Annotated in this window: 26 protein-coding genes; 12 read left to right on the top strand and 14 right to left on the bottom strand. The window is 74.3% G+C overall.

The window, feature by feature from the left end:
* Positions 1 to 21: 21 nt before the first annotated feature.
* Entirely contained in the window at positions 22 to 537 is a 516-nt protein-coding gene (locus tag HLB15_RS07190; RefSeq protein ID WP_212759595.1) for a GNAT family N-acetyltransferase, read from the top strand.
* 13 nt (positions 538 to 550) lie between these two features.
* Here HLB15_RS07190 and HLB15_RS24505 read toward each other — a convergent pair whose 3' ends face one another.
* Positions 551 to 1,789 (bottom strand): GTP-binding protein, encoded by a 1,239-nt coding sequence (locus HLB15_RS24505; protein WP_171104619.1) that lies wholly within the window; start codon positions 1,787 to 1,789, stop codon positions 551 to 553.
* 142 nt (positions 1,790 to 1,931) lie between these two features.
* Here HLB15_RS24505 and rpsN point away from each other — a divergent pair, with 142 nt between their 5' ends.
* Genes rpsN through rpmG form a run of 4 tightly spaced genes read left to right on the top strand, consistent with a single transcriptional unit; the run spans position 1,932 to position 2,889 of the window.
* Positions 1,932 to 2,237, top strand: a complete 306-nt coding sequence (gene rpsN / locus HLB15_RS07180) for a 30S ribosomal protein S14 (protein WP_171104618.1) — start codon at positions 1,932 to 1,934, stop codon at positions 2,235 to 2,237.
* A 40-nt stretch (positions 2,238 to 2,277) separates the two neighbouring features.
* Complete coding sequence (gene ykgO / locus HLB15_RS07175; protein WP_171104617.1) at positions 2,278 to 2,400, top strand: type B 50S ribosomal protein L36; 123 nt, start codon at positions 2,278 to 2,280, stop codon at positions 2,398 to 2,400.
* A 16-nt stretch (positions 2,401 to 2,416) separates the two neighbouring features.
* Entirely contained in the window at positions 2,417 to 2,722 is a 306-nt protein-coding gene (locus HLB15_RS07170; protein ID WP_171104616.1) for a type B 50S ribosomal protein L31, read from the top strand.
* On the top strand, positions 2,722 to 2,889 hold the full coding sequence (gene rpmG / locus HLB15_RS07165; RefSeq protein WP_171104615.1) for a 50S ribosomal protein L33: 168 nt from the start codon (positions 2,722 to 2,724) through the stop codon (positions 2,887 to 2,889). The genes HLB15_RS07170 and rpmG overlap by 1 nt, the downstream gene beginning before the upstream one ends.
* A gap of 90 nt (positions 2,890 to 2,979) precedes the next feature.
* Here rpmG and HLB15_RS07160 read toward each other — a convergent pair whose 3' ends face one another.
* The 3 genes from HLB15_RS07160 to HLB15_RS07150 all read right to left on the bottom strand — a co-directional run bounded on the left by HLB15_RS07160 (position 2,980) and on the right by HLB15_RS07150 (position 6,865).
* Positions 2,980 to 4,242, bottom strand: coding sequence for an ATP-grasp domain-containing protein (locus tag HLB15_RS07160; RefSeq protein ID WP_171104614.1), 1,263 nt, complete (start codon positions 4,240 to 4,242; stop codon positions 2,980 to 2,982).
* Between the two features lie 127 nt (positions 4,243 to 4,369).
* Positions 4,370 to 5,779: an MFS transporter gene (locus tag HLB15_RS07155; RefSeq protein WP_171104638.1), complete on the bottom strand. Its 1,410-nt coding sequence runs from the start codon at positions 5,777 to 5,779 to the stop codon at positions 4,370 to 4,372.
* A gap of 162 nt (positions 5,780 to 5,941) precedes the next feature.
* A complete protein-coding gene (locus HLB15_RS07150; protein ID WP_212759594.1) occupies positions 5,942 to 6,865 on the bottom strand; it encodes a LysR family transcriptional regulator in 924 nt (307 codons plus the stop codon).
* 75 nt (positions 6,866 to 6,940) lie between these two features.
* On the opposite strand from HLB15_RS07150, the gene HLB15_RS07145 reads away from it, so the two are divergent.
* A complete protein-coding gene (locus HLB15_RS07145) occupies positions 6,941 to 8,215 on the top strand; it encodes an MFS transporter (RefSeq protein WP_212759593.1) in 1,275 nt (424 codons plus the stop codon).
* A 57-nt stretch (positions 8,216 to 8,272) separates the two neighbouring features.
* Here HLB15_RS07145 and HLB15_RS07140 read toward each other — a convergent pair whose 3' ends face one another.
* Positions 8,273 to 8,785, bottom strand: a complete 513-nt coding sequence (locus tag HLB15_RS07140) for an SRPBCC family protein (RefSeq protein ID WP_171104613.1) — start codon at positions 8,783 to 8,785, stop codon at positions 8,273 to 8,275.
* A 1-nt stretch (position 8,786) separates the two neighbouring features.
* A complete protein-coding gene (locus HLB15_RS07135; RefSeq protein WP_171104612.1) occupies positions 8,787 to 9,146 on the bottom strand; it encodes an ArsR/SmtB family transcription factor in 360 nt (119 codons plus the stop codon).
* A gap of 148 nt (positions 9,147 to 9,294) precedes the next feature.
* On the opposite strand from HLB15_RS07135, the gene HLB15_RS07130 reads away from it, so the two are divergent.
* Positions 9,295 to 9,999: a type I restriction enzyme HsdR N-terminal domain-containing protein gene (locus HLB15_RS07130; protein WP_171104611.1), complete on the top strand. Its 705-nt coding sequence runs from the start codon at positions 9,295 to 9,297 to the stop codon at positions 9,997 to 9,999.
* A gap of 80 nt (positions 10,000 to 10,079) precedes the next feature.
* On the opposite strand, the gene HLB15_RS07125 is transcribed toward HLB15_RS07130, so the two are convergent.
* On the bottom strand, positions 10,080 to 11,117 hold the full coding sequence (locus tag HLB15_RS07125; RefSeq protein WP_171104610.1) for a LacI family DNA-binding transcriptional regulator: 1,038 nt from the start codon (positions 11,115 to 11,117) through the stop codon (positions 10,080 to 10,082).
* Between the two features lie 141 nt (positions 11,118 to 11,258).
* Here HLB15_RS07125 and HLB15_RS07120 point away from each other — a divergent pair, with 141 nt between their 5' ends.
* The 3 genes from HLB15_RS07120 (at position 11,259) to HLB15_RS07110 (ending at position 13,747) form a co-directional block, all read left to right on the top strand.
* Positions 11,259 to 12,269, top strand: coding sequence for a ThuA domain-containing protein (locus HLB15_RS07120; RefSeq protein WP_171104609.1), 1,011 nt, complete (start codon positions 11,259 to 11,261; stop codon positions 12,267 to 12,269).
* A gap of 188 nt (positions 12,270 to 12,457) precedes the next feature.
* A complete protein-coding gene (locus HLB15_RS07115) occupies positions 12,458 to 13,024 on the top strand; it encodes a hypothetical protein (RefSeq protein ID WP_171104608.1) in 567 nt (188 codons plus the stop codon).
* Between the two features lie 57 nt (positions 13,025 to 13,081).
* Positions 13,082 to 13,747: a GntR family transcriptional regulator gene (locus tag HLB15_RS07110; protein WP_171104607.1), complete on the top strand. Its 666-nt coding sequence runs from the start codon at positions 13,082 to 13,084 to the stop codon at positions 13,745 to 13,747.
* Positions 13,748 to 13,754: 7 nt separating this feature from the next.
* Here the strand turns inward: HLB15_RS07110 and HLB15_RS07105 are convergent, their stop codons facing one another.
* Entirely contained in the window at positions 13,755 to 14,222 is a 468-nt protein-coding gene (locus HLB15_RS07105) for a winged helix-turn-helix transcriptional regulator (protein ID WP_171104606.1), read from the bottom strand.
* Positions 14,223 to 14,330: 108 nt separating this feature from the next.
* Between HLB15_RS07105 and HLB15_RS07100 the strand changes: the two genes are divergently transcribed.
* Positions 14,331 to 15,032 carry an SDR family oxidoreductase gene (locus HLB15_RS07100; protein WP_171104605.1) on the top strand — a complete coding sequence of 234 codons (702 nt, stop codon included), beginning with the start codon at positions 14,331 to 14,333 and terminating at the stop codon, positions 15,030 to 15,032.
* A gap of 22 nt (positions 15,033 to 15,054) precedes the next feature.
* On the opposite strand, the gene HLB15_RS07095 is transcribed toward HLB15_RS07100, so the two are convergent.
* The 6 genes from HLB15_RS07095 to HLB15_RS24745 all read right to left on the bottom strand — a co-directional run bounded on the left by HLB15_RS07095 (position 15,055) and on the right by HLB15_RS24745 (position 23,926).
* A complete protein-coding gene (locus HLB15_RS07095) occupies positions 15,055 to 18,429 on the bottom strand; it encodes an ATP-binding protein (RefSeq protein WP_171104604.1) in 3,375 nt (1,124 codons plus the stop codon).
* Positions 18,426 to 19,097, bottom strand: a complete 672-nt coding sequence (locus tag HLB15_RS07090) for a DUF4194 domain-containing protein (protein WP_171104603.1) — start codon at positions 19,095 to 19,097, stop codon at positions 18,426 to 18,428. The genes HLB15_RS07095 and HLB15_RS07090 overlap by 4 nt, the downstream gene beginning before the upstream one ends.
* A complete protein-coding gene (locus HLB15_RS07085) occupies positions 19,090 to 20,604 on the bottom strand; it encodes a DUF3375 domain-containing protein (RefSeq protein WP_171104602.1) in 1,515 nt (504 codons plus the stop codon). The genes HLB15_RS07090 and HLB15_RS07085 overlap by 8 nt, the downstream gene beginning before the upstream one ends.
* A gap of 71 nt (positions 20,605 to 20,675) precedes the next feature.
* Positions 20,676 to 21,263, bottom strand: a complete 588-nt coding sequence (locus HLB15_RS07080) for a TetR/AcrR family transcriptional regulator (protein WP_171104601.1) — start codon at positions 21,261 to 21,263, stop codon at positions 20,676 to 20,678.
* A 63-nt stretch (positions 21,264 to 21,326) separates the two neighbouring features.
* The gene (locus HLB15_RS07075; protein ID WP_171104600.1) at positions 21,327 to 22,364 is read right to left on the bottom strand and encodes a DUF4037 domain-containing protein; all 1,038 of its coding nucleotides are present in this window, start codon (positions 22,362 to 22,364) and stop codon (positions 21,327 to 21,329) included.
* 53 nt (positions 22,365 to 22,417) lie between these two features.
* Positions 22,418 to 23,926: a BadF/BadG/BcrA/BcrD ATPase family protein gene (locus HLB15_RS24745; RefSeq protein WP_171104599.1), complete on the bottom strand. Its 1,509-nt coding sequence runs from the start codon at positions 23,924 to 23,926 to the stop codon at positions 22,418 to 22,420.
* Positions 23,927 to 24,054: 128 nt separating this feature from the next.
* Between HLB15_RS24745 and HLB15_RS07065 the strand changes: the two genes are divergently transcribed.
* Positions 24,055 to 24,620: UdgX family uracil-DNA binding protein (locus HLB15_RS07065; protein WP_171104598.1), on the top strand; the 566-nt coding region annotated here is incomplete at its 3' end.

The raw sequence follows: 24,620 nt of genomic DNA, 5'->3' as shown, positions 1-24,620 counted from the left end.
CCGATCCGCTACGTTGTCCGCGTGCCCGACCTCCTGATCGCCCCGCGCCACACGGCCCACCTGGACCGCGCGGTCGAGGCCCTCCGGCTGGTCCACGAGCACGACCGCTATCCCCTCACCTGGCCCGACGACCCGCACGCCTGGCTCACCCCCGAGGGCGCCCTCGGCGCCTGGGTGGCGCTGGCGGACGGCGTCCTCGTCGGCCACGTGATGCTCGTCGACGGCAAGCTGGTCGAGCACGCCGACCGGCTCGCCGAGGCCGCCGGGGTCTCCCTGACGGGACTGGCCGGCATCAGCCGCTTGTTCGTCACGCCCGCGGCGCGCGGCACCGGCGTCGCCTCCGCGCTGCTCGAACGCGTCGAGGACGCCCCGACCCGCCGCGGCCGTCGGCTCGCCCTCGACGTCGTCGACGACGGCGGCCCCGCCGTCCGCCTCTACGAGCGCCTCGGTTGGACCCGCGTCACGGACGGCCCGGCCACCTGGACGACCCCGGCGGGCACCCGCCCGCACACGGCCGCCTATCTCTCCCCCCGCTGACCCGAACCCACCCTCACCGCGCCCCCAGCCAGGGCGCCAGGAAGTCGGCGCCCCACAGCCACTCCACGCCGTCGGCCGCCTTGGCCGGCGTGCACAGCGCGCGCTCGAACGCCTCCCGGACGCGGCGACGGCCGCCGTCCGACCCATCGGGCTCGCACCTCCCGACCACCACGATCCGCGTCTGCGGCTCCGTGCCCGCGCACACCTCGCCCCACGGCCCGAGGTCGGCGACGGCGAGCTGCCCACCCGCCCCGTCCCAGAGGCACGCCAGCCCGGGCCGGTCGGCGACGTGGAACACCCCGCGCGACCGCAGCCGGCCGGTGCCGAGGTCCTCGATCTCGTCCAGCAGCCGCTGCGGGTGGAACGGCAGCGGCGAGCTCAGCGCGAGCGTCCAGCTCCGGTCGCCGGCCACCGGGTCCGGCGCCGCGACCGACGCCCCGAGCGGGTGCGCGCGTCGCTCCGCCACCGCCGCGGAGTGCCACCCCACCACCAGGTCGGCCGCCGTCAGCGCGTGCAGCCCGTCGACGCGCCGCGTCCCGGCACCGCGCAGCCGGTCCACCAGGCCCGACGCCGTCGGGTCCCCCGCCGTCGCGCCGCGCCGGGACGCGGCTCCCGCCGCCAACCCTGAACCTGAGGTCGAACCTGAGGGTCGTCCGTCCCAGAACCCTGAGGTCGAACCTGAACCCTCGCCGCAGGTCACGACCAGGTCGGACTGCTCCAACTGGGTGGCGAGTGCCTCTCCCACGGAGCGCGGGTCGTGCGGGGTGAGGCCGAGGCCGCGGTCGAGGAGGACCTCGTCGCCGAGCAGGTCGTGCTCGGCGGTGTCGAGGTCCACGAGCGCGACCGTCGTCGCGACGCGGGTGTGCGCGAGGACGCCGCCGGGCACGGCCCCGGCCGCGAGCGCCCGGGCGGCGGGGAGGGGTTCCGCGCTGACGGGCAGGGCGAGGACCACGTGGGTCCACCGGGGGTCGTGGGCGAGGCGGGCGACGGTGGGGACGGCGTCCTCGCGGACGGCGCACGAGAGGCAGGCGTGCTCGAGCGGGATGAGCACGTCCTCGACCACACCGCCGGCGTCCTGCACGACGCGGTGCAGGTGGTCGGGGTGGAGGTCGTGACGGACGGCGACGACGCCGGGTGCGTCGAGGAGCAGCCCGGCGAGGGCGGCGTCGCGCAGCACGGGGTCGGTGCTCGCCAGGACGGTGACCGGGATGATTCCGCGGATCCGCCCTGTTGGGGATGCGGTGGGGAACATGCAGCCTCCTCACGAGAGGGCGGGCCGTGGGTACGCCTGGCCGCCCGGGAATTATTGATAACCGTTCTCAGTTCTGGTTCACTGTAGCGCGTGGTGAGAACGGTTCTCACAACGCCGCATGGAAGTGCTTGGAGGAGCTGCGATGGCCAAGACGTCGAAGATCGCCGCGGACGCACGGCGCCGCGAGCTGGTCGCCCGGTACGCCGAGCGCCGGGCCGAGCTGCGCCGCACGCTGCGCGACCTCGACCGGCCGGAGGCGGTTCGCGCCGCCGCGGCACGCGAGCTGCGGCGCCAGCCCCGCGACGCGAGCCCGACCCGCCTGCGGAACCGGGACGCCGTCGACGGCAGGCCGCGCGCCTACTCGAGGAAGTTCGGCCTGTCCCGCGTCCGGCTGCGCGAGATGGCGCTGCGCGGCGAGCTGCCGGGCGTCACCAAGTCCAGCTGGTGAGCCACGACCGACAGCCACGACCGATGAGGAGGAGCCGCCCATGAAGGTTCGCGCATCCCTGCGATCCCTGAAGGACAAGCCCGGCGCGAAGGTCGTGCGCCGTCACGGAAAGACGTTCGTCATCAACAGGCTCAACCCGCGCTGGAAGGCGCGTCAGGGCTGAGCGGGAGGAGCACACCATGAAGAAGGACATCCACCCCACCTACGGACCGGTCGTGTTCCGCGACGCCAGCGCCGGGTTCACATTCCTGACCCGCTCCACGCTGGCCGGCGACGCCGCCTCCGGCCCCGGCCGCTCGACGGCGACGATCGAGTGGTCCGACGGCAACACCTACCCGGTGGTCGACGTCCAGATCAGCAGCGCCAGCCACCCCTTCTGGACCGGCTCGGCCCGCGTGGTCGACACCGCAGGCCGCGTCGAGAAGTTCCGGCAGCGCTACGCGAAGACCCGCACCAGCACCGACAGCAAGGGTGGTAACGACTGATGGCCGCACGCACCGACCTGCGCCCCGTGATCAAGCTCCGCTCGACCGCCGGCACCGGCTTCACCTACGTGACCCGCAAGAACCGGCGCAACGACCCCGACCGGATCGTCCTGCGCAAGTTCGACCCGGTCGCCCGCCGGCACGTCGACTTCCGCGAGGAGCGCTGACCGCACCGGCACGCTGACGGACGCCCGACCGGCACCCTTCGGGGCGCCGGGCGGGCGTTCTCGCGTTCCGGGCGGTCCTCAGCGCACGGCTCAGGCTCCCGGCTCGACGACGACGTCGATCCCGGCCATGACCTCGTCCGCCCACGTCCCGGCCGCGTGACCCGTCCGGTCGGCGACCAGGACGTGCCCGGTGCGCTCGTTGTTGTCCCCCGGCCGCACCGCGCGGCCCGGCGACGGCAGGTCGTGCGCGAGCACCCGTGGATCATCGACGAGACCCTCGGCGCCCCGCACCTCGCGCACCACGCCGGCCGCCGGAGCGAGCAGGAACGCGACGGCCGCGCTCGTCGCCGTCGCCGGCCCCGGCACGGGCTCGCGCCCGAGCGCGAGGTCGACGAGCACCTGCAGCGGGTTGAACCCCGTGACGTGCCGCACGAGCTCGAACACGTACCCGCCGCCCTGCCGGGGGTTGAGCTCGACCAGCCGCGGACCGGCCGTGGTGAGCCGCACCTCGGTGTGGCTGATGCCGTGGGTGAGACCGACAGCCTCGAGCACCGCGACGACGTGCCCCTCGATCGCCGCGCGCTCCGCGGGACGGAGCGGCGCCGGGAACAGGTGGCCCGCCTCGACGAACCCCGTGCCGCCCGCGGCCGGCGGCTCGGCCACGGACTTGGCGGTGACGCCCAGCACCCGGGTGACCCCGTCGCGAGTCACGCACTCCACGCTGTACTCGGGCCCGTCCAGCACGCGCTCCAGCAGGGCGAGTCGCTCCAGCGGCTGACCCCTCGTGTTCCGCTCCGGCTCCGTGACCTCGGCGAACGCCCGCGCCAGACCCGCCTCGTCGGCCACGGCCCGTACGCCGGTGCCCGAGTTGAGGTCGACCGGCTTGACCACCAGCGGGTAGCCGAGCGACGCCGCCTCCTTGCGCGCCTGCGCCCAGGTGGACGCGACGGCGTACGGCACGTCGGGCACTCCGGCGGCCGCCACGGCCTCGCGCACGCGGTGCTTGCGCGTCGCGGTGCGCAGCACCTCGGCGGGGGCGCCGGGCAGCCCGAGCCGCTCCGCGACGAGCGCGACGGCGGGCAGGTAGTAGTCGCAGGTCGTCAGCACGCCGTCGACGCCGTGGCGCGCCGCGACCTCGTGCGCCGCGGCGAGCAGGGCTGCGTCGTCGTTGGTCTCGACGACGACCACCTCGGCGGCGAGCGCGAGCACGGGATGGTCGGTGCCGTCGGGCAGGCGGTAGAGGCCGGGGTCGCGGGTGAGCAGCACGTACGCGTGCCCGCCGTCCCGCAGCAGGGGCGGGAGCATGAGGCCGGTCGACTGGAGCCAGCTCTCGATCATCAGGAGGTTCGCCACGTCAGCACACCCCACGGGTGGACATGCGAACGAGAGTCGTTCTCATCATGGCGCACAGCCTGCCACGCGCCTCGCCCGTCGTCTCGCCGGAGGCAGCGGTCGGGCCGGGAACACCGGCCCGGGGGGGTCAGAGGACGCCGTCGGGCAGCGAGCGGTGCTCGCCCTCGGTGGGCCGGTCGCGCGGGATGAGCAGCGCGAGCACCGTGCACACGACGGACGCGAGCAGGCCCAGCAGCAGCGCGGTGCGGAACGCGTCGCCGGACGGCACGGGCACGCCCTGGTACTCGGCGCCGCCCGCCGCGAGCACCCCGCCGATGACGGCGGCGGCCGACGTCGTGCCCAGGGACCGCATGAGGGTGTTGAGGCCGTTGGCCGCCCCCGTCTCGTGGGACGGCACCGACCGCATGATGAGCGCGGGCATCGCCGCGAAGCCCAGACCGATGCCGACGCCGACCACGACGTTCACCACGAGCACGGACCACACGTCCAGGTCCACCACGACGGCGATCACGTAGGACACCGCGATGACGCCCGCCCCGGCCACGAGCAGGGGGCGCGGACCGACCGTGTGCTCGAGCCGGCCGGCGACGGGCGACATCGCGAGCATGACCAGCCCCGACGGCATGAGCACGAGGCTCGCCTGCATGAGGGTCAGGCCCAGGCCGCCCGCGGGGGTCGGCAGCTCGAGGAGCTGCGGGAAGACGACGTTCGAGGCGAACAGCGCGAACCCCATCGCGATCGAGGCGAGATTGGTGAACAGCACGGTGCCGCGCGCCGTCACGCGCAGGTCGACCAAGGGCTCGGCGACGCGCAGCTCGTACCAGCCCCAGACCAGCAGCACGACGAGGCCGACGGCGAGCAGCCCGAGCGTGCGGGGCGAGCCCCAGCCCCAGTCGTTGCCGCGCGAGATCGCGAGCAGCACGCCGGTCAGCCCGACGGCGAGACCCGCCACGCCGACGACGTCGAGCCGCCCACCCGTGCGCAGCGTGCTCACGGGCACGATCCACGCGACGAGACCGAGCGCGAGCAGGCCGATCCCCGCGGCCACCCAGAACACCACGTGCCAGTCGTAGCGCTCCGTCACGTACGCGCTGATCGGCAGGCCGAGCGCGCCCCCGACGCCGAGCGTCGCGCTGACCAGCGCGATGCCCGAGCCGAGCCGCTCGCGGTGCAGCACGTCGCGCAGGATCGAGATGCCGAGCGGCACCACGCCCATGCCCATGCCCTGCAGCCCGCGCCCGACGATGAGGAGCACCACCGACGGCGACAGCGCCGCCACCACCGAGCCCAGCACGAGCAGCCCCAGCAGGGCGAGCGCGACCGTCTTCTTGCCGTACATGTCGCCGAGCCGGCCCGAGATGGGCGTGCAGATCGCCGCGACGAGGAGCGTGACCGTGACGACCCAGGCCGTGACGTCCCGCGACGCGTCGAGCAGCACGGGCAGCTCCGACTGGATGGGCAGCAGGATGGTCTGCATGAAGGACGCCCCGAGACCGGCGAACGCGAGCACGGCGATCACGGCGCCAGGGCGCGGCATGCGCGTGAGCCGGGTGCGGTCCTTGTCGAAGGGCGGGCGGAACCTCATGGGGCGGGCGAACCTCCGGGGCGGGGACGGAGCACGGCGTCCGCGCACGCCGGAGCCGCGGCGCGGTCTCCGCGCGGCGCGTGGGAACACCTGCACCTTACATAGTTGCCCGCGCTAACGGCTTCGCGCCTCCGCGCGGCCGTGCGGGGCGGCTCGCGCGAGCAGGTCGGCGAGCGCCGCGGCGGCGGCCGAGAGCGGCCGACCGGCCGACCGGGCGAGGCGGACGCTCCAGGTGAGCGCCGGCTCGACGTCGAGCGCGACCAGCTCCGGGTCCGGGGAGACCGCGGAGGCCGGCACGAACATGACGCCCAGCGCCTCGCGGACCAGGGCCTGGCCGAGCACGAAGTCGGTCGCCTCGGTGTGCACGTCGCGCCGCAGCCCGGCGGCGGCGAAGGCCTGGTCGACGACGGCGCGGTTGCCCCACCCGACGGGCGACTCGACGAACGACTCGTCGGTGAGCTGCTCCAGCCGCACGGTGCCCGCGCCGGCGAGCGGGTGGCTGCGGTGGCACACGAACCGGATCGGCTCGCTGTCCAGCGTGCGCAGGACGAGGCCGGGCTCGGTCTCCGACACGGTGGAGGCGAGCGCCAGGTCGAGGTCGCCGCGGCGCACGGCCTCGAGGCTCCCCCGCGACCCCGTCGACGTCTGGCGCGCGTGCACGACGACGCCGGGGTGCGCGCGCCGGAACTCCGCGAGCAGGGCCGCGACGTCGAAGCGGGCCAGGTGGTTCATCATGCCGAGGCTCACCGTGCCGACGATCTGCCCGCGCGTCGCGGCGACGGCAGCCCGGGCGGCGTCGAGGGCGGCGAGGACGTCCCGCGCCCGGGGCAGCAGGGCCTCGCCCTCCGGGGTGAGCGCGATGCGCCGTCCGCGGACGAACAGCGCGCAACCGAGCTCGCGCTCGAGCTGCTTGACGGCGGCCGACGCCGCGGACTGGACCACCCGCGCGCGCTGCGCCCCGGAGGTGAAGCTACCCGTCTCGGCGATCGCGACGAAGTACTGGAGCTGGTGCGGCTGCATGGTCCCAGTATCGCTCATCCATCGCTGGTCGCGATAGCACCGTTCGCCACGATTCGTTGGACTTGATTGCACGGTCGACGCATCATCGAAAACGTGACACTCTCCACCACCCTTCGGCCGTCCGGTGCGCCGGACCAGCCACAGACCGGGACCTCCGCGCTGCGCCGGCCTCGGCGCCACGCCCGCGGCTTCTGGATCGTCGCCGCGCTCTTCGCCGTCACGATGGCCTTCGCGGGCGCGCCTGCGCCCCTGTACGTCCTCTACCAGGAGCGCGAGGGGTTCGGCTCCCTCGCCGTCACCCTCGTGTTCGCCGCGTACACGGTCGGCGTCGCCGCAGCCCTGTTCCTCGCCGGACACCTGTCGGACCGCTTCGGCCGCCTGCGCCTCATCCTGCCCGCCGTGCTGCTCAACGTGCTCGCGGGCCTCGTCTTCATCAGCTCCACCGAGCTCGGCGCGCTGCTCGTCGCACGCGTGGTGTCCGGGCTCGGCATCGGGCTGCTCACCGCGACCGCCACCGCCCACCTCACCGAGCTGCACGCGGCCGGGCGCACGGCGGCGGGCAAGCCGGCCAGCAGGCACGCCGAGACCATCTCGACGGCGGCGAACCTCGGCGGCATCGGCGCGGGCCCCCTCGTGGCGGGCGTCCTGGCCGACGTCGCGCCCGCACCGCTGCACACGCCCTACGTGGTGTTCCTGTTCCTCCTCGTGCTGGGCCTGCTCCTCGTGGCGTTCGTGCCCGAGACCGTCGACACCGTCGACGAGCCCTGGCGCTACCGGCCGCAGCGCGTCGCGGTGCCGGCCGCCGCACGCGGTCCGTACGTGGGCGCCCTCGTCGCAGCCTTCGTCAGCTTCGCGATGTTCGGGCTGTTCACGTCGCTCGCGCCGTCGTTCCTGGCCCACGACCTGCACGTCACGTCGCACGGCGTGGCCGGGGTCGTCTCCTTCACGGTGTTCGGCGCGGCCGCCGTGGCCCAGATCGTCACCGGCCGGCGTGGCGTGCGGACGCAGCACGTGCTCGGCGTGACGTTCCTGACGGCGGGGCTCGTCCTCATCGTCAGCGCGATGATCGCCTCCGTCTTCCCCGTGCTCGTCGTCGGTGGCGTCGTCACCGGTGCGGGAGCGGGCACCCTGTTCAAGGCCGGGGTCGGCACGGTGGTCTCCGTCACCGCCGGCGGTTCGCGTGCCGAGGCCCTCGCCGGCCTGTTCCTCTCGGCCTACGCCGGCATGTCCCTGCCGGTGGTCCTGCTCGCGATCCTGCTGCGGGTCATGTCGACCGGCACCGCGGTGCTGGTCTTCGGCACGCTCATGCTGGTGCTGCTCGCGGCGGCATCGTTCCTGCTGCGCTCGGGCAGCCGGGACCGAACCTGACCTGCCCGACCAGATCCGCTGGGCGGCGCGTGGCGCGAGCCGCGCGCCGCCCGCCCGTCACGCCGTCGCCTGCTCCCCCGCGAGCTCGACGGCGATCTCCTCGACCAGGTCGTACCCCTCCTGCATCCCGGCCTCCATGCCGCTGGCGATGATCATGTCGCGGACCTCCTTGCTCGAGACCACCGTCCGCACCGTGAGCGTCGTGCGGCCGTCGTGCTCGGCGAGGGTGTAGTGGTTGAGGCTCGGGTCGGAGTCGCCGTCAGGCATGCCCTCGAAGACCTCCGTGTGCGTCATCCGCTCCGGTGCCTCGATCTCGCGGTACTCGCCGTGGAAGGCGACCTCGTCGCCGTCGTTCGTCGCCATGACGTACCGCCAGGAGCCGCCCACCCGCAGGTCGACGGTCGCCGAGGTCACCGTCCCCTGCCGCCCCGCCCACCACCGCTCGATGAGCGCGGGCTCGGTGAGCACGCGCCACACGAGGTGCCGCGGGGCGTTGAACTCGCGGGTCACCAGGATCTCGGTGTCGCTCGGCAGCGTCAGGACGGCGCTGCCCTTGGTCGTCGTGGTCATGTCAGTCTCCTTCGTCCGGTCCTGCTTGCGCTTCCGCCTGCGTGAGCTCGTCCAGCACGTCGTCGACCAGGTCGAACCGCTCGTTCCAGAGGCGCTCGTAGCGAGAGACCCAGGCATGCACCGCCCGCAGCGGCGCACCGTTCACCCGGTAGAGACGGCGGCGCCCGTCGTCGCGCACGTCCACCAGCCCCACCTCCCGCAGCACCCGCAGATGCTTGGACACCTGCGGCTGAGCGAGCCCGAGCAGCTCGACGAGGTCGCCCACCGCGAGCTCGCCGCCCGCCAGGGCGTCGAGGATCTCGCGCCGGCGCGGCTCCGCCACCGCATTGAACGCGTCGGTCGTGGTCGCTGCTCGTGCCATGGCTCAAACATATACCTATATCGGCATGCGTCAACCCTGGCGTGGCCGGAGACTCTTCACCCCTGAGTTCACCCGCGTCGGACCGTGCCACACGCGACGCCAGGCATAGCGTGGACGCCGATCCGGAGCAATCAACGAGGAGACGCTCATGGGAGAGACGACGGCGACCCGTACGACACCGAAATGGGAGACGGTCGCGCGCGAGCGTCTCAAGACGTCACTGCGACGCTTCGCGAAACCGCTGGCCGAACTGGTCGCGAGAGACGCCAACGAGGGCGACACACGACTGCTCGTTACCGATGTCCTCTGCGAAGCGCTCGGGTTCGACAAGTACGCCGACCTGTCCACCGAGTACGCCGTCAAGGGGGAGTTCGCGGACTACGGCCTCCGCATCGACCAGCAGCTCGTCGCATTCGTGGAGGTCAAGCGTGCCGCGACGAAACTCGGTCAGCGCCACCTCCGCCAGGTGGAGATGTATGCGGTGAACGAGGGCGTGGAATGGCTGATCTTGACGAACGGCTCCAGCTGGGAGGTCTACCGGCTCATTCCCGGCCTGCCGGTCACGATCGACCTGGTGCTCTCCGTGGACCTGCTCGGCGAGGGCACGCTCAACAAGAAGGTCGACGAGCTCTTCTACCTCACGCGGGAATCACTCAAGCGCGGTCAGATCGAGGAGCGATGGAAGGCAGCCGCGTCCACTGCACCAGAGTCGCTGGCGCAGGTGCTCGTCTCCGACGCCGTTCTCACCGAGGCCGCGAGGGAGCTCCGACGACGAACGGGACACCGGGTCGACGCCGCCGACCTCGGCCGGCTCGTCCGGGACACCGTGCTCCGCGCGGAGCTCGCGAGGTAGACGGGCGACATCGATCGCGATCGTCTTCGGACCCGACGTTTCTTGGCTTTGCGGGCCCGCAAAGCCAAGAAACGTCGGGTTCAGAGACGATCTGCGGCGGCCGTCGACGCGCGGGCCATGAGCTGCTGCGACACCACCCGGCGGCGGGGGCGGGACGCGCGCGGGAGCAGGGCCAGCTCCAGCGCCTGGCGGCCCATCTGCCTCATCGGCAGCCGCACCGTGGTGAGCGCGGGCGAGAGGTGCCCCGCCACGGTGACGTCGTCGAACCCGGTCACCGAGACCCTGCCCGGCACGGCGACGCCCCGTTCGCCCAGCACCGACAGGACGCCGACCGCCATGTCGTCGTTGAGCGCGAGGACCGCGGTCAGGTCGGGGTGCTCGTCCAGCAGACGTCGCGCGGCCCCCTTGCCGCCCTCGAGCGTGAACTCGGTCTCGACCAGGGGCAGGTCGGTGAGCCGCAGGCCGTGGGCCGCGAGCGCGGCGGACACGCCGGCCAGACGGTCGGCCATCGTGGTCAGCCGGAGGGAGCCCGCCGCGACGCCGATGCGCCGGTGCCCGAGCGCGAGCAGGTGCTCGGCGACCGCCCGGCCGCCCGCGGTGTTGGCGGGGACGACGGCGTCGACGCCGAGCCGTGGGTGCCGGCCGATGACGGCGACCCGCCCGCCACCGCGCTCGAAGGCGTGCACCTCGTCCCTCATCCGCTCCTGGACCTCCCGGTCGAGGTGCCCGGAACCGGCGACGACGACGATCCCGACGCCTGCGTTGACCAGCGCCCGCACCTGCGCCACCTCCGCGAAGGGGTCGCGGCCGGTGTGGCAGATCTGCACCATGCGGTCGTGCGCACCGGCCACCTCGAGCACGCCGCTCGCGATCTCGGCGAAGTACGGGTCCCCGATCTCGTGCACCACGAGGCCGACGCCGGGACTCGCACCGCTGGCCAGCGACCGGGCGTGCACGTTGGCGACGTACCCGAGCCTCGCGGCGACGGCGCGGACGCGCTCGGCCATCTCCACGGAGACTCCCGCCGCCCCGGACAGAGCACGGGAGGCCGTCGCGATGGACACGCCGGCCTGGTCGGCGACGTCGACCAGACGCAGCCCGGAGGTGTGCTTTCGCATAGGTCTCCTCACCATCGGTCGGTGCGCGGACGCCGCTGGGCTCTTGTCACCCGGCGTCGCGGTTCCTAGAGTGCCGTAAGCGGTTGCGAAAGCGCTTGCCACGACGACGTGGACGAGCGACCCGTCCGAGGGAGAACCGTCATGTCGCCACGAAGCTCGCTGCGTACGTCTCTCACCGGTGCCGGACAGGTCGTGCTCGGCCTGGCGATCCTCGCCGCGCTGCTCGCAGGCCTGGACCTGGCGCCCGCTACCCCGCCGTCGGCGGGCTCCGCCGACCCGCGACCGGGCCCGCACACCGACCCGTACACCGACGGTGTCGCCGACTACGGCGTCTGCCGCGGCACCGACCCCTCCTGCTACAACGACTGGGACCTGCCCCGCGAGGACGACGGCCGCGTGCGCGTGCTCGTGCTCACCGCGACCGGCTCGTCGCGGCACGCCCACCTCGGGCCGCTGCTCCCCCCGGGCATGAACCCGCCGCTCACCGAGGAGCACGTCGCGCAGAACGCCGTGGTCCGCTGGGGACGGGAGCACGGCTTCGAGGTGGACTGGACCGAGGACGTGCGCGAGCTCGACTCCCCCGGACGGCTCGCGCCGTACGACGCCGTCGTCTTCCTCAGCACCTCCCGCACCATGCTCGACGACGCGGCCCAGACGTCGTTGCTGCAGTACGTCCGCTCGGGCGGCGGTTTCGTGGCGATCCACAACACGCTGGGCGCGATGTACCACTGGCCGTGGTTCCAGGGACTGCTCGGCGGGACGCACTTCTACGACCACGGCCCCCACCGCGACGGCCAGGTGGTCACGACGGACCGCCGTGACACCTCGACGCGGGAGCTGCCGCGTCGCTGGGACTTCCGCGACGAGTGGTACCACCTCGAGCCGTTCCCCACGCGGGTGCGGTTCCTCGCCGAGGTCGACACCCGGACGATCGGCTCCGGCCCGGGCTTCAACGGGCATCCCGGCCACCCCGGCGAGCACCCGGTGTCGTGGTGCCAGTACTACGACGGCGGTCGCGCGTGGGTGACGTCGCTCGGCCACGACCCCGAGGCCTGGTCGGAGGACTCCGCGCTGCCCGGCGCCGACGCGTTCGAGCGGCACGTGGTGGGCGGCATCCTCGGTGCGGCCGGCGAGCGGCCGTTCTGCCGATGACCCGTGGGCGTGCCTCCCGCGCCCTGCCCCTTCTGCGATGCCGTCGGGCTCCCGGACACAGGCTCGGGGCGCCTGTCACCCGGGTGAAGTCATGGGTTCCGGTATCCGTTAATGGCACCTCGGCCTCCAGACTGGTGGGGCGGGCAGGGCCCACCTCACCCGGAGCACGACCGACCCGAAGGAAGACCATGAACACCTCCCCCCTACATCGGACAACGCGGCCTCGCCGACGCCTCACGGCCCTGCTGGCCGGCGCGCTCGCCCTCAGCGGCGCGGCCTCGCTGGCCCTTGCGGCCCCGGCGAGCGCCGCCGCGTGGGAGGACGACCTCGTCGTCCGCGACACGTACTACGTACCGGCACAGGATCGCTACGTCGAGGCTCGGTGCCGCGTGGACGTCTCCAAGATCGCAGCGAAGAACCTCCCCGGCCACGTGACGGTCAAGGGCAAGGTGCGCTGCAACCACAAGCTCCTGGCGGGTGGCGAGGTCGGTTTCAGCCTGGGCAGCCACGACGGTACCGCCGGGTACTACTGGGCCGACCTGCGGCGCATCCGCACCGGCAGCAATCCCGACAAGAACGCCACGTTCTCCGAGCGGGTCTACGTGGGTCCCTACGACTACGTCGCCGTGGGCGGGTCAGGCACCTGGGCGGTACGCGACCTCGAGCTCGACGTCGAGGTCCGCACCGTCGACCGGTCGCGGACGTGGCTGTACGACTGGCGCACCCGGACGGTGGAGACGTTCCGCGCGTACTGAGCCGGCCTCGGGCGGTGCCGGTTTGCGCCGGCCGCCCGGGAGGGAGCAATATATTGCATGCCCATCCCCCAGGACGCCCCCGCCATCGACCGCCGGCTGCTCCGTGACGACGTCTACCACCGCCTGCGCGACGCGATCGTCGACGGCACGCTCGCGCCCGGGGAGCAGCTGCGGGACCTCGACCTCGCCGCGTGGCTCGGTGTGAGCCGCACGCCCGTGCGCGAGGCGCTGCTCCGGCTCGCGGAGGCCGGCCTGGTCGCGGCGCAGCCGGGGCGGTCGACCGTGGTCAGCTCACTGTCCGAACGCGCGGTCCGCGAGGCGCGCGACGTCGTGGCAGCGATGCACCGGCTCGCGGTGCGGGAGTCGGTCGGCAACCTGTCCGCCGAGAACCTCGATGCGATGCGTGCGGCCAACACCCGCTTCCGCGAGGCGATCGCAGCGGGCGACACCGAGGCCGCCCTGGCCGCGGACGACGAGCTGCACGACGTCTGCGTCCGGGTCGCGGCCAATGCGGCACTGGCCGCGGTGCTCGACCAGTACACGCCGGTGCTGCGGCGCGCCGAGCGGCTCCAGTTCTCGTCCGTCGCGGGGCCCGCGTCGGCCGACCGGCACGACGAGCTCATCGCCGCGCTCGCCGCCCGGGACGCCGAGCGGGCGGAGCGGATCGCCGCGACGGTGTGGACCACGCTCCCGACGCAGGACGACGCGACCGCGCGCCCCTGAGGCGCCCCTACCCCTCGGGCAGCCAGCCCGGCCCCGGCACGACGGTGACGTCGTCCTGGCCGAGCTCGCGCCCGTCCTCGGCCAGGAAGGCCAGCCGCACAGGCCGGTCCGTGCCCTTCTCGACGTAGACCACCGAGGGACCGTGGCCGGACGGGCGGTGCTCGTCGCCCCAGGCGATGAAGGCGGCGAGCACGGGCTGGAGCTGCCACCCGGCGTCGGTGAGCACGTACTCGTCGCGCTGCCGCTTGCCCGCGTCCCGATAGGGCCTGCGCTCCAGCACGCCGCCCGCGACGAGCGTCTCGAGGCGCGCGGTCAGCACGTCGGGCGCGATGCCGAGCCGCGCGCGGAAGTCGGCGAACCGGGTGACGCCGAGCACAGCCTCGCGCACCACGAGCAGGGCCCACTTCTCCCCCAGGATCTGCAGGCTGCGCGCGATGGAGCACCGGTCGTTGCGTTCGCGGGGCGTGACGTCCATGCGTCCATCCTACCGGCCTGGGTTGCCTTTTCCAACCGAGAGGGTCTACGTTGGAGTTTCCAATTCAGCTGGGGTCCGCGGACCCCGCACAGGAAGCGAGAACGACCGATGACTGACCTGCGCAACGCCGTCGTCCTGGTCACGGGCGCGAACGGCGGCCTGGGCCGCCTCTTCGTGACCGAGGCCCTGTCCCGGGGCGCGACCAAGGTCTACGCCACCGCCCGCACGCCCCGCACGTGGGACGACGAGCGCGTGGTGCCCCTGGCGCTCGACATCACCTCGACCGAGTCGATCGCCGCGGCCGCCGAGCAGGCGGGCGACGTGACCGTGCTCATCAACAACGCGGGTATCAGCGCGCCGCGCCTGCCCGTGCTGCGCACCCCGCTGGACGACGTCCGGAGGGTCTTCGAGACCAACGTGTTCGGCCAGGTCGCCATGCTGCAGGCGTTCGCCCCGGTCCTGGCGCGCAACGGCGGTGGTGCCGTCATCGACGTGCACTCCTCGCTGAGCTGGCTCGCCATGGGCACCTACTCCGCGACCAAGGCCGCGTTCTGGTCCTTCACCAACGCGCTGCGTCTGGAGCTGCTCGAGCAGGGCACCCAGGTGGTCGGCGCGCACCTCGGGTACACGGACACGCCCATGACCGCGGCCCTCGACGTGCCCAAGGAGGACCCGCGCGACATCGTCGAGGCGATCTACACCGGCCTCGAGGCCGGCGAGCTGGAGGTGCTCGCCGACGACACGAGTCGTGAGGTCAAGCAGGCGCTGGCGGAGCCGCTCCCCGTGCTCTACCCGGCCCTGGCCCGCTGACGTCGGCGGGGGGGCGCCGGCGTCAGCCGTCGGCGACCCCCGCCACCGCCTTGGTGCGCGACCGGCCCGAGGCGTCCTTGAGCACCACGTACTTCATGTCGACGTGCGGCTCCAGGGCGCTGTACTTGTCGTTCGGCGCACCGATGACGAGCTGGAAGCCCAGCCCCCGCCAGGCGCCGACCGCGCGCCCGGTGAACCGGGCATCGGCCTTGATGAGCGCCTCGTCGAGGAACACCGGCGCGTACCGCGGGCGCTCCGCCCCGGCGTCGCCGAGCTGGTAGCGCAGCGCCGCGCCCACGATGAACGCGACCAGCTCCTGCGACTCGCCGCCCGACTTCTCGCCGATCCCGTCGTAGTGCGCCACGTGGTTGCCGTCCAGGTCGACCTTCTCGGCGCTGAGCCGCACGTGCCTGCGCACGTCCACCAGGTCGGCGAAGTCGGGCGCGGTGCGCCGGATGCGGTCCACCAGCCGGGCCGTGCGCAGGTAGCGGCGCTCGCGCTCCGCGTCGGTCGCCTCCTGGTCGAGCGCGTCGCGCAGCGCACGCAGCTCCTTGCGGAACGCGCCGACGACGGCGGACTGGTTGTCCCGCGCGTCGATCCGCAGCCGATGCTCGTCGTCGGCGAACGGCAGGTCCGCCAGGATCTCGTTGACCGGACCGATGCGCTCCTTGATCTCGCGCACCGCACCGGCCAGCGCGCTGTGCAGGTCGGCGAGGTCGTTGCCCGACAGCCGCAGCAGGCTGTCGCGCCACTGCGCCTCGAGCTCGTGCAGCCCGTGCGTCTCCAGGTCGGTCAGGATCCGTTCGTAGTCGGCGTAGGACTCCTCGGGGTCGGTGCCGAGGTTCGGGTCGTGCCAGCGCTCCGTGAACGTCTCGAACGTGCGGCGCAGCGCGTCCCGCGCGGTGACCTGGGCGGTCTGCGCGGCCTCGCGGTCGGCCCGCAGCCGCTCGGTGGCCTGACGCAGCGCGCCGTCGAACGCGGCGAGCGCCGCGCCGGCGTCCTGCTCGGCGCCCGCGGCGTCGTCCGGCCCGTCGGCCGGAGCGCCGTGCGTGCCGTCGAACAGCCCGTCCAGGTACGCGCGCTGGTCGGCGGTGAGACCCGCTCCGTCGGCGTCGTCGAGCGCCTGCTGTGCGGCGTCGACGTCGTCGGTCACCGCGGTCCAGCGCTGCTCCAGGTCCTCGGCCTGCGCGCGCGTGCGGCCCAGGTCCTGGTTGAGCCGGTCGATCCGGCGCTCGAGGTCGCGCGCCTGGTCCCGCAGCCGGGTGACCTCGGGGTTGCCCGCGGTGACCTCCTCGATGACGGCGGTCCACCGCGCGCGCTCTGCCTCGACCGCGTCGACGTCGACCTGGTCCCAGGTCAGGGCCGCGACCGTGCGGGCGGCGTCGAGCTCGTCGTCGTGGCGGTTGAGCCTCGCCTCGGCCTCCTCGACCTGCCGCTCGGCGTCCGCCAGCCGCTGCCGGACGCCGTCGATGCGCTCGTCGAGCTCCGCGAGCACGCGGCCGTTGGTGAAGCCGAGCACGTTGCCGCGCAGCGTGCCGCCGTGGGCGCCGCGGTGCCCCTCGGACTGCTGCCCGGAGCGCGTCAGCGCCATCGGGTGCTGGCCGAGCTGGCCCGGCGTGTCCACACAGACGTACGCGAAGCGCTGCGCGAGCTCGTGCCTGAGCCAGCCCGCGAACGGCCCGCTGCGCACGTCCAGGCGCCCGGGCAGGGTGCGCGGGTCCAGCCGGACGTCCTCGCGCAGGTGCACCGGCACGCCCTCGAACCGGACGCGCGAGCCCGTCGGCACGCCGTCGATCGCCGTCCGGAACGCACGCAGCCGGGAGGCGTCGATGAGCATCTTGGTCGCGAAGCCGCCGAGCGCGAGGTTGAACGCGCCGCGCCAGGGCTCGAACTCCGTGCGCACCTCGAGCAGCTCGCCCACGAACGGCAGGTCCTCGGGCGTCAGACCTGCCGCCTCGGCGAGCGCCGCGCGCGCCCGGTGCAGGTGGTCGGGGATGTTGCCGCGGCGTTCGGCCGCCGCCGTGCGCTCGGCCTCGAGCTCCGCCAGCTCGGCGCGCGCGGCGGTGCGTGCCGACATCGCGTCGCCGAACGCGCCCCGCGCGGCCGCCTTGGCGCCCGCGTCGTCCAGGGCGGCCCGGGCGCGTGCCGCGACGGCCGTGAACTCCGCTTCCGTCGCGGCCTGCGCGCCCAGCACCGCGAGGGCGGTGTCGAGGCGCTGCCGCGTGCGGCCGACGTCGGTCAGACGGGCGCGCACGGCGGTCAGCTCGCGCTGCGCGGTCGCGAGCCGGTCGCCGCCCGAGGAGCGCAGCGTCTCCTGCACCCCGTCGAGCTCGGCCTTGGCCGCCGTGATCCGCGCCGCCGTCTCGGTCGCACGCGTCTGGGCCTCCCGGTGCGCGGCCTGCAGGTCGTGCTCGACGGCGCGCAGGAGCCCCAGCCGCCGCTCGGCGCACCACAGCGCCGCGGGCGACGCGGCGTCGGCGAAGGAGCCGACCTGGTCGATGACCCGCAGACGCTCGCGCGAGCGGCCCAGGGCGGTGTGGTGCTCCCGGATCGGCGCGAGCGCGCCCACCTGCTGGCGGGCCGTGACCATCTGCTCGCGCGTGCCGGCGAGCTCGTCGAAGTGCTCGACCACCTCGTCGGCCTTGACGAGCGTCTCGGGCTCCTCCAGCACCATCGCCTTGTACAGCGCGTCGACGGTGGTGATCTGCTGACCGGCCTGGATGCGGCCGAGCAGCGCGACGGCCTTGTTGCCGTCGCCCGACGCGCCGATGCCGAGCGTGGAGTGCAGGCGCGCGGTGAGCTCACGGTCGGTGTCGAAGGACGCGAGCCCCGCCGCGGCGACGGCGGGCCGGGCGAACCGCTGGGCGGCCGCGCGCTCGAGCTCGCGCAGGTCGAACGGGCCGTCGCAGGTGGCGCGCAGCGCGGCGACCTCCTCGAGCGTGCGTGCGGCCGCGGGCACGTACCAGGCGCGCACCGCGGTGAACTCGGTACCCGACTGGTCGGCCCACGTCATCGCGATCGCCGTCCACGTGTCCCGCCCGTCGCCGCGCAGCACGCGCTGCCGCGTGCCGTCGTCGGTGCGGGACTCGTCGATCTTGCCGCGCGCGTAGGACAGGATGTTGCGCTGGTCCCTGCCGCGCGGCCGCCCGACGACGCTGCCGTTCGACGCACCGTTGAACGGCGTGGTGTGCGGCATGAGGAGCGCGATGTAGGCGTCCATGAGCGTGGACTTGCCCGACCCCGACCCGCCGGACAGCAGCGTCGCCGTCGGCGCGAGGCGTACGCGGTGGTGGCCGTCGTAGCCGCCCCAGTTGACGAGCTGCAGGTCGCGCGCGACCCACTGCTGGCCCGTCGAGGCCGCGGGGATCATCCCGAACAGGGTGTCGACCATCGTCATCGGGCGGCCTCCTCGGTCGCGTCGTTCTGCTCGCGCAGCCACTCCCGCAGCTCCACGAGCCGCTCGTTGCTCAGCACGATCTCGACCAGTGGCGTGACGCGGTAGCGCCCCTCGGACTCCTCCTCGATGACGCCCTCCTTCTCCAGGCGCCGCACGGCGTTGCGGATCTCGGTCTGACGGGTCGCGAGGTTCCTGTCGTCGGGCTCGAAGAAGGTGAGCACGCTCTGCTCGACCTCCTCGACGTCGACGCGGGCGGACGACTCCCCGGCACCGCGCTCCCGCTGGAACACGGTGCGCAGGTGCACGAGCACGAGCGTCTCGGCACGCGTGTAGGGGTCGTCCTTGAGCAGGATCGGCACGTCGGACTCGGCCGAGCGCACCTGCCGCTTGTACGCGATGCCGCGGTCGTGGTCCACCACGAGGTGCACGTACAGGTCGTGCAGGCGCGACTCGATGACCTGCTGGTTCTCCAGCAGCGTGCGCCACTGCGCGCGGTTGCGCTCGGCCACGAGGAACCGGCGCTGCAGCAGGCGGACCAGCACCCGGCGCACCGGGGCGTCCAGCGTCCCGGTGTCCCCCGGGAACTGCCCCGCCTCGTCCTCCTCCATCGGGACCGGCGCGACGAACCCCTCGGCCGGCGCCTGCTCCTCGACGACGGTCTCACTCATCGGTCGTGCCCTCACCTTCCATGCTGCTCTCCCCGCCCACGGCCACCCGCACCCCGCCGAACGCGAACCGCCTGCGCGACCCGTCGGGCCGCACCGCCTCGACGACGGACACCTCGTCCGTCTCGGTCATGCCCTCCTGGTGCGCGATCTCCAGCAGCCCCAGCAGGTCGACGGGCCGCCGGATCCGCGCGGGCGCCGCCTCGAACGCCGTCGCGAGGTCCGCCGCCCCGCCCGCCGCGCGAGCCGCGAGGTGCTCCCGCAGCTCGGCGTAGTGCGGGCCGCCCCACTCGCGTGCGCCGTCCTCCGGCTCGTCGTCCGCGTCGTCGGCCCACGACCGCAGCGGCGCGGGCGGCTGCGGCGGGCGCAGGTCGCTCGTCGACTGCCGCAGGTGCGCGACGTCGGCGACCGGCAGCCGCCGCAGCGGCACGACCTCCTGGCTGCGGCGCGTGCCCGGCACCCACGCCTGCAGGCCCGTCATCACCTCGCGCAGCAGCTCGTCGACCTGCCGGTCCCGCAGCGGGTCGTGGTTGCGCACCTGCGTCGTGATGACGTGCGACGCCTGCCGCTGCGCCTTGATCACCTCGGCCACGCCCTGCTCGATGCGCCGCCCGATGTCGCGCAGCTCGGCCCGCTGCGGCGCGGGGAGCCGGCCGGTGAACCGGTGCCGCAGCACGGTGTCGAGCTGCACCGACAGCTCGTCGATCCGCTCGGGGTCGCCGATGAGCCGCAGCGCGCCCGCGAAGGCGCGGCCCTCGGGCGTCGCGGTCATCACCTGCTCGCCGCGCTCGAGGTACTCGCGCAGCACGTCGCCCGACGGGCGCTCGTCCTGGCGCAGCGCCGCGACGACGTCGCGCTGCATGGCCCGGATCGACTCCGCGACGCGCGCGAAGTCCGCCGGCAGCTCGCGCACGAGGTGCAGCACGTTCTCGGCCTCCTCGAGCAGCTCGTCCTCGTCGACCTCGTCGACCACGCCGGTGCGCTGCAGCCGCGTCAGCTCGGCCTGCAGCCGCTTGATCTGGGTGTCGAGCCGTGCCATGCGCACCAGCACGTCCGGGTCGGCGTCCTGCGCCAGCCGCTCGACGGCGTCCAGCAGCGTGCGCACGCGCGACTGCGACACGCGCGCTCGCACCCCGCCGGCGCGCCCGGCGACCTCCAGCGCCCCGACGGCGTGCGCGGACAGCTGGTACACCTCGACGTCGCCGTCGACGATCTGCCGCTTCAGCCACCCGACGTCGGCCCACTGCCGGCACAGCTCGCGCGCGCTGCCCAGCGGGATCGCGCGCGTGCCGTCGGCGTGCAGCTCGTGACCTGCTGCCCTGAGCTGGTCGAGCGCGTCACCGATCTCGGTGTGCGCCTCGGCGACGGGGACGGTGGGCCGCTCGGGCGTGAACACGAGCGACAGCAGCGACACCACGAGCGGCGCGTACCTGCGGTGCAGCAGGTCGAGCATCGGCTCCTGGAAGGCGCGGAGCGCGCCGAGGTAAGCACCCTCTGCACGTGTGATCATCGCCGCTCAGGGTACGTGCCGCCGCCGACATCCACGCGCCCGTCGTCCACAGGGCCCCTCGGGGGGGGAGGTCAGACCGGCAGCAGCCGGTCCGCGAGCGAGCGCGCCGTCGCCTCGAGCGTGCGCACGTCCATGCCCGTGCGCCCCAGGTAGGTCACGCCCTGCTGGGCGGCGAGCAGCGCCCGGGCGGTCTCCTCCGGGTCGGCGGACGCCGGCACGTCGCCCTCCTCCTGGGCGCGTGCCACGGCCTGCGCCAGCACCTGCGTGATGCCCGCGTAGGTCCTGCGGGCCTCCTCCGCGACGACCGGGTCGGTCGCGGCGAGCTCTGTCGTCGTGTTGGCGAGCAGGCAGCCTCGCCGGGCGGCCGCCCCGTCCGGGTCGCCGACCGGCGACACGACGAAGGAGCGCAGCGCCTCGACGGCGCGCGGCGCCTCCTCGACCGACAGGCGCACCCCGCGGTCGACCGCGTCGGTGTAGCGGCGCAGCACGCGCAGGAAGAGCTCGTGCTTGTCCCCGAACGCGGCGTACAGGCTGCCCTTGCCCAGACCGCTGACGCGCATCAGGTCCTGGAGCGAGGTGCCCGCGTACCCCGCGTCCCAGAACTGCTCGCAGACCGCGTGCAGCACCGCGTCCTCGTCGAACTGTCTCGGTCGTGCCATGGCCTCAGCCTAGCCATTCTTGACCGCCCGGTCCAGCACGCGTGGTGGCGGCGCGGTGCCGCACTACCCCGGAGCGCCACCGGCGGAGACGCGCGCGAGACGGACGCGCGCGCTCCCGTCGGTGAGCGTGCCGACGTCGTCGACCCACTGCTCCAGGCCCCCGCGGTGCGGCAGGGCGCGCACGGCCGGGTCGACGACCGCGGAGCGCAGCACCCCCGGCACGTCGCGCAGCCCGGTGAAGGGGCGGTCGTGGAACGGACCGCACGCCGGACCGTCCAGCGCGGGCAGGCCGACCGACCGCTGCCGCTCGTGCAGCGCGTCGCACGCCGCGCGCAGCGCCGCGTCCCGCTCCTGCCACGTCCCGGCAGCCAGGGCGCGCTCCAGGTGACCGGCCGCGGAGGCCGCGACGGGCAGCCGCGCGAACAGCGTGCCCGCCCACTTGGGGTACGGCGGCCAGCGCCGCTCGACGAGGAAGCCGAGCCGGACCAGCGTCGTGACCAGGCGCCCGGCGATCAGCCGCGAGCCGAGGTCGTCGCCGCGCTGCCCGGTGCGGCCCACGAACGGCAGCTCCTGCTCGATCCGCGCCCAGTCGGCGGCCAGCACGTGCAGCCACAGGTCGTGCGGGTACCAGGCGAGCCGCTCGCGCAGCGCGGTGATCTCCCCCGGCCCGTCCTCGAAGACGGGACCGGCCGTCACCTCGAGCGCGGCCTGCCCGGTCAGCGAGAGCCAGTCCGCGGGCGCGAGCCCCGCGCCGACGTCGAGCCCGGTGCGCGCCGTCACCAGGCCCGCCGGCGTGGTCACCTCGACCCGGTGGCGGACGGTCGGGTCCCACGTCATCGGGAACGCCGTCGGCCGACCGTGGTACGACCGGGGCAGGTGCGCGGCGAGCGCCGCGTCCACGCGGGCGACGTGCGCGTCCGGGACGAGGAGGGTGAGGCGCAGCCCCCAGTCGTGGTCGCGCGAGGTGGCGTCGTCGAGGCCGAGCACGTCCGACCCGGTCCCCAGCCGCCCGGCCGCGCGCGGGACGCCGGGCAGCTCGCGGTCCAGCAGGGGCCGCACCACGTCGGTCCAGTACGCGCGGGCGAGCTCGGAGCCGTTCACGGCGCCCAACCTAGGAGCGGCGCCGGGCACGGTCCAGCGGAAAACGGCGGACGTCAGTGCACGTCCGCCGTCACCAGCCGCGCGGTGAGGCAGGTCCAGCCGCCGACGTAGACGCGGTCGCCGTCGGACAGCCAGCGCCGCTCGCCCGGCCGCAGCGGCTGGGTGGGCAGGTCCTCGCCGCGCGCGGCGACGTACGTGCCGTTCGCGGAGCCGAGGTCGATCACGCTCCAGCCGCCCTCGACCCAGGCGATCTCGCAGTGCCTGCGCGAGACGCCGGTGTCCTCGCACACGATGTCCGGGACGACGCCGCGGCTGCGCGAGGCGCGCCCGACCACCACGCGCTGCCCGGTGAGCGGCACCACGGTGTCGGCCGAGCCGGTCGGGGCGTGCGCGTCGGACGGCACCTGGTCCGCCGACCACTGGTAGTCGGACCGCACCTCCAGCGCCCAGGCGGCGGGCGGCACGTCCTGCGCCGGCAGCGGCCTGACGGCCGGCAGCACGACCTTGGGCATCGTGATCGAGTCGTCGACACGCGGCGCCGCACCGACCCGGACCGCGAGCAGCGGCACGTGCTCCTGCACGACGGCGGGCAGCGTCGCGAGCATCCGGGCCAGGTGCAGGGAGCCGTCGAGCGGGCTGCCCGCGGTGGGCTGCACGCGCACGTCGTCGCGCTTCTCCAGGAGGCGCTGCAGCACCATCGAGCGGAACGCGGGCGCGTTGCCCAGGAGCCGGCCGGTGGTGGCGGCGACCGGTTCGACGCCGGGGTGGTTGAGCACGGCGCACAGCCCGTCCGCGAGCGACCGGGCGGCCTCGTCGAGGATCTCGCGGCACGCGAGGTCGCCGTGCCCGGCGGCGCGGATGACGTGCGGCGCGAACCCGGCGAACTGCGAGACGTCCGTGACGGACGCCCAGCGCTCCCGCCGCCCGAAGTGCTGCTCCGCCGCCTGCACGAGCGTCGCGGACGCGCCCATGACGCGGCCGTCCATGGCGCGGGCCGCGGCATCCAGCCCGCGCCGGCCGATCCACGCCCCTCCGCCGTTGTCCCCGACGTGCGGACCCATGCCGTCGGCGAGGTGCCAGCGGCCGACGTCGTCGCACGCCACCGCCACCGCTCCCGTGCCGACGGCGAGCGTGGCGCCGGGGCCCGCGCCGAGGGCGCCGAGGTGCGCCGTCACGGCGTCGCTCGCCACGGCCGTCGCGGTCGTGCGCAGCTCCTCGGCGAGGATGTCGTGCACGTGGTTGGCGTCGAGGCTGCCCGCCTGGGTCTGGGAGCGGAAGCCGCGCATCCCCACGGCCGCTGCCGTCACGCGCGGGCGCGCACCGAACTCCGCGGCGAAGGCGCGACACAGGTCACGCACCACGTCGGGCACCGTGGAACGCCCGAGCACGACGGCGGCAGGCGGGCCGGTGACCTCGTACGACCGGGCACCCGGCGCGGCGGCGACGCGCAGGCGCGACCCGGTGCCCCCGATGTCCACCCCCGCGAACCCGACACCCGCACCCCGCTCGTCACCCTGCTCGTCACCCTGCTGGCCACCCCGCTGACCCGTCGCACTCGGCACCGGGACATATTCACCCCCGTCGCGAGAAACCGCACCTGGCGGCTGTCATGCGCTCCTCCCGTCGCGAGCCACGCCCGCGCAGGTCAGGCTGGGAGCACGTCCGTCGCACGGCGTCGAGAGGAGCCCGCATGCCGGCCGCCCGGTCCAGCACGAGCCGCCCCGAGCGCCCGGGAGCGGGACGGTGGGTGCCCGACGGCGCGGACGTCGACCGGCTCGCGAGCGCCGTGCACGGCTGCCGCGGCTGCGAGCTGTGGGCGCCCGCCACGCAGGCCGTCTTCTCGGCCGGCCCGTCCGGCGCCGCGCTGGCGCTGGTCGGTGAGCAGCCGGGCGACCGCGAGGACCGCGAGGGCGAGCCGTTCGTCGGCCCGGCCGGCCGGGTGCTGGCGGAGGCGCTCGCGGCGGCGGGCGTCGCGTCCGGCGACGTCTACCTCACCAACGCGGTCAAGCACTTCCGCTTCACCGAGCGCGGGAAGCGGCGCCTGCACCGGACGCCCGACGTCGCGCACGTGCGCGCGTGCCTCCCCTGGCTCGAGGCGGAGCTGGCGACCGTGCGGCCCCGCGTCGTGGTCGCCCTGGGGGCGACGGCGGCACGCGCCGTGCTCGGGCGGCCGGTGCGCATCGGGCAGGAGCGCGGCCGCGTGCTGGACGGCGAGCGCCACGCGGTGCTCGTCACCACCCACCCGTCGGCGCTGCT

Source organism: Promicromonospora citrea, from assembly GCF_013004695.1.
In the GTDB taxonomy this organism is placed as follows: Bacteria; Actinomycetota; Actinomycetes; order Actinomycetales; family Cellulomonadaceae; genus Promicromonospora; species Promicromonospora citrea.
The sequence above is the reverse complement of the archived record's forward strand: the minus strand, read 5'-3'. Positions and strand labels throughout refer to the sequence as shown.

What these genes read in the sequence shown, in the direction of transcription:
- HLB15_RS07090 (WP_171104603.1), bottom strand. Translation starts at nt 19,097, where the DNA reads ATGAGTGAGACCGTCGTCGAGGAGCAGGCGCCGGCCGAGGGGTTCGTC.
- HLB15_RS07155 (WP_171104638.1), bottom strand. Translation starts at nt 5,779, where the DNA reads ATGCCGCGCCCTGGCGCCGTGATCGCCGTGCTCGCGTTCGCCGGTCTC.
- rpsN (WP_171104618.1), top strand. Translation starts at nt 1,932, where the DNA reads ATGGCCAAGACGTCGAAGATCGCCGCGGACGCACGGCGCCGCGAGCTG.
- HLB15_RS07170 (WP_171104616.1), top strand. Translation starts at nt 2,417, where the DNA reads ATGAAGAAGGACATCCACCCCACCTACGGACCGGTCGTGTTCCGCGAC.
- HLB15_RS07150 (WP_212759594.1), bottom strand. Translation starts at nt 6,865, where the DNA reads ATGAGCGATACTGGGACCATGCAGCCGCACCAGCTCCAGTACTTCGTC.
- HLB15_RS07095 (WP_171104604.1), bottom strand. Translation starts at nt 18,429, where the DNA reads ATGACGATGGTCGACACCCTGTTCGGGATGATCCCCGCGGCCTCGACG.
- HLB15_RS07085 (WP_171104602.1), bottom strand. Translation starts at nt 20,604, where the DNA reads ATGATCACACGTGCAGAGGGTGCTTACCTCGGCGCGCTCCGCGCCTTC.
- HLB15_RS07110 (WP_171104607.1), top strand. Translation starts at nt 13,082, where the DNA reads ATGCCCATCCCCCAGGACGCCCCCGCCATCGACCGCCGGCTGCTCCGT.
- ykgO (WP_171104617.1), top strand. Translation starts at nt 2,278, where the DNA reads ATGAAGGTTCGCGCATCCCTGCGATCCCTGAAGGACAAGCCCGGCGCG.
- HLB15_RS07130 (WP_171104611.1), top strand. Translation starts at nt 9,295, where the DNA reads ATGGGAGAGACGACGGCGACCCGTACGACACCGAAATGGGAGACGGTC.
- HLB15_RS07120 (WP_171104609.1), top strand. Translation starts at nt 11,259, where the DNA reads ATGTCGCCACGAAGCTCGCTGCGTACGTCTCTCACCGGTGCCGGACAG.
- HLB15_RS07100 (WP_171104605.1), top strand. Translation starts at nt 14,331, where the DNA reads ATGACTGACCTGCGCAACGCCGTCGTCCTGGTCACGGGCGCGAACGGC.
- HLB15_RS07140 (WP_171104613.1), bottom strand. Translation starts at nt 8,785, where the DNA reads ATGACCACGACGACCAAGGGCAGCGCCGTCCTGACGCTGCCGAGCGAC.
- HLB15_RS07115 (WP_171104608.1), top strand. Translation starts at nt 12,458, where the DNA reads ATGAACACCTCCCCCCTACATCGGACAACGCGGCCTCGCCGACGCCTC.
- HLB15_RS07105 (WP_171104606.1), bottom strand. Translation starts at nt 14,222, where the DNA reads ATGGACGTCACGCCCCGCGAACGCAACGACCGGTGCTCCATCGCGCGC.
- HLB15_RS24505 (WP_171104619.1), bottom strand. Translation starts at nt 1,789, where the DNA reads ATGTTCCCCACCGCATCCCCAACAGGGCGGATCCGCGGAATCATCCCG.
- HLB15_RS07080 (WP_171104601.1), bottom strand. Translation starts at nt 21,263, where the DNA reads ATGGCACGACCGAGACAGTTCGACGAGGACGCGGTGCTGCACGCGGTC.
- rpmG (WP_171104615.1), top strand. Translation starts at nt 2,722, where the DNA reads ATGGCCGCACGCACCGACCTGCGCCCCGTGATCAAGCTCCGCTCGACC.
- HLB15_RS07135 (WP_171104612.1), bottom strand. Translation starts at nt 9,146, where the DNA reads ATGGCACGAGCAGCGACCACGACCGACGCGTTCAATGCGGTGGCGGAG.
- HLB15_RS07125 (WP_171104610.1), bottom strand. Translation starts at nt 11,117, where the DNA reads ATGCGAAAGCACACCTCCGGGCTGCGTCTGGTCGACGTCGCCGACCAG.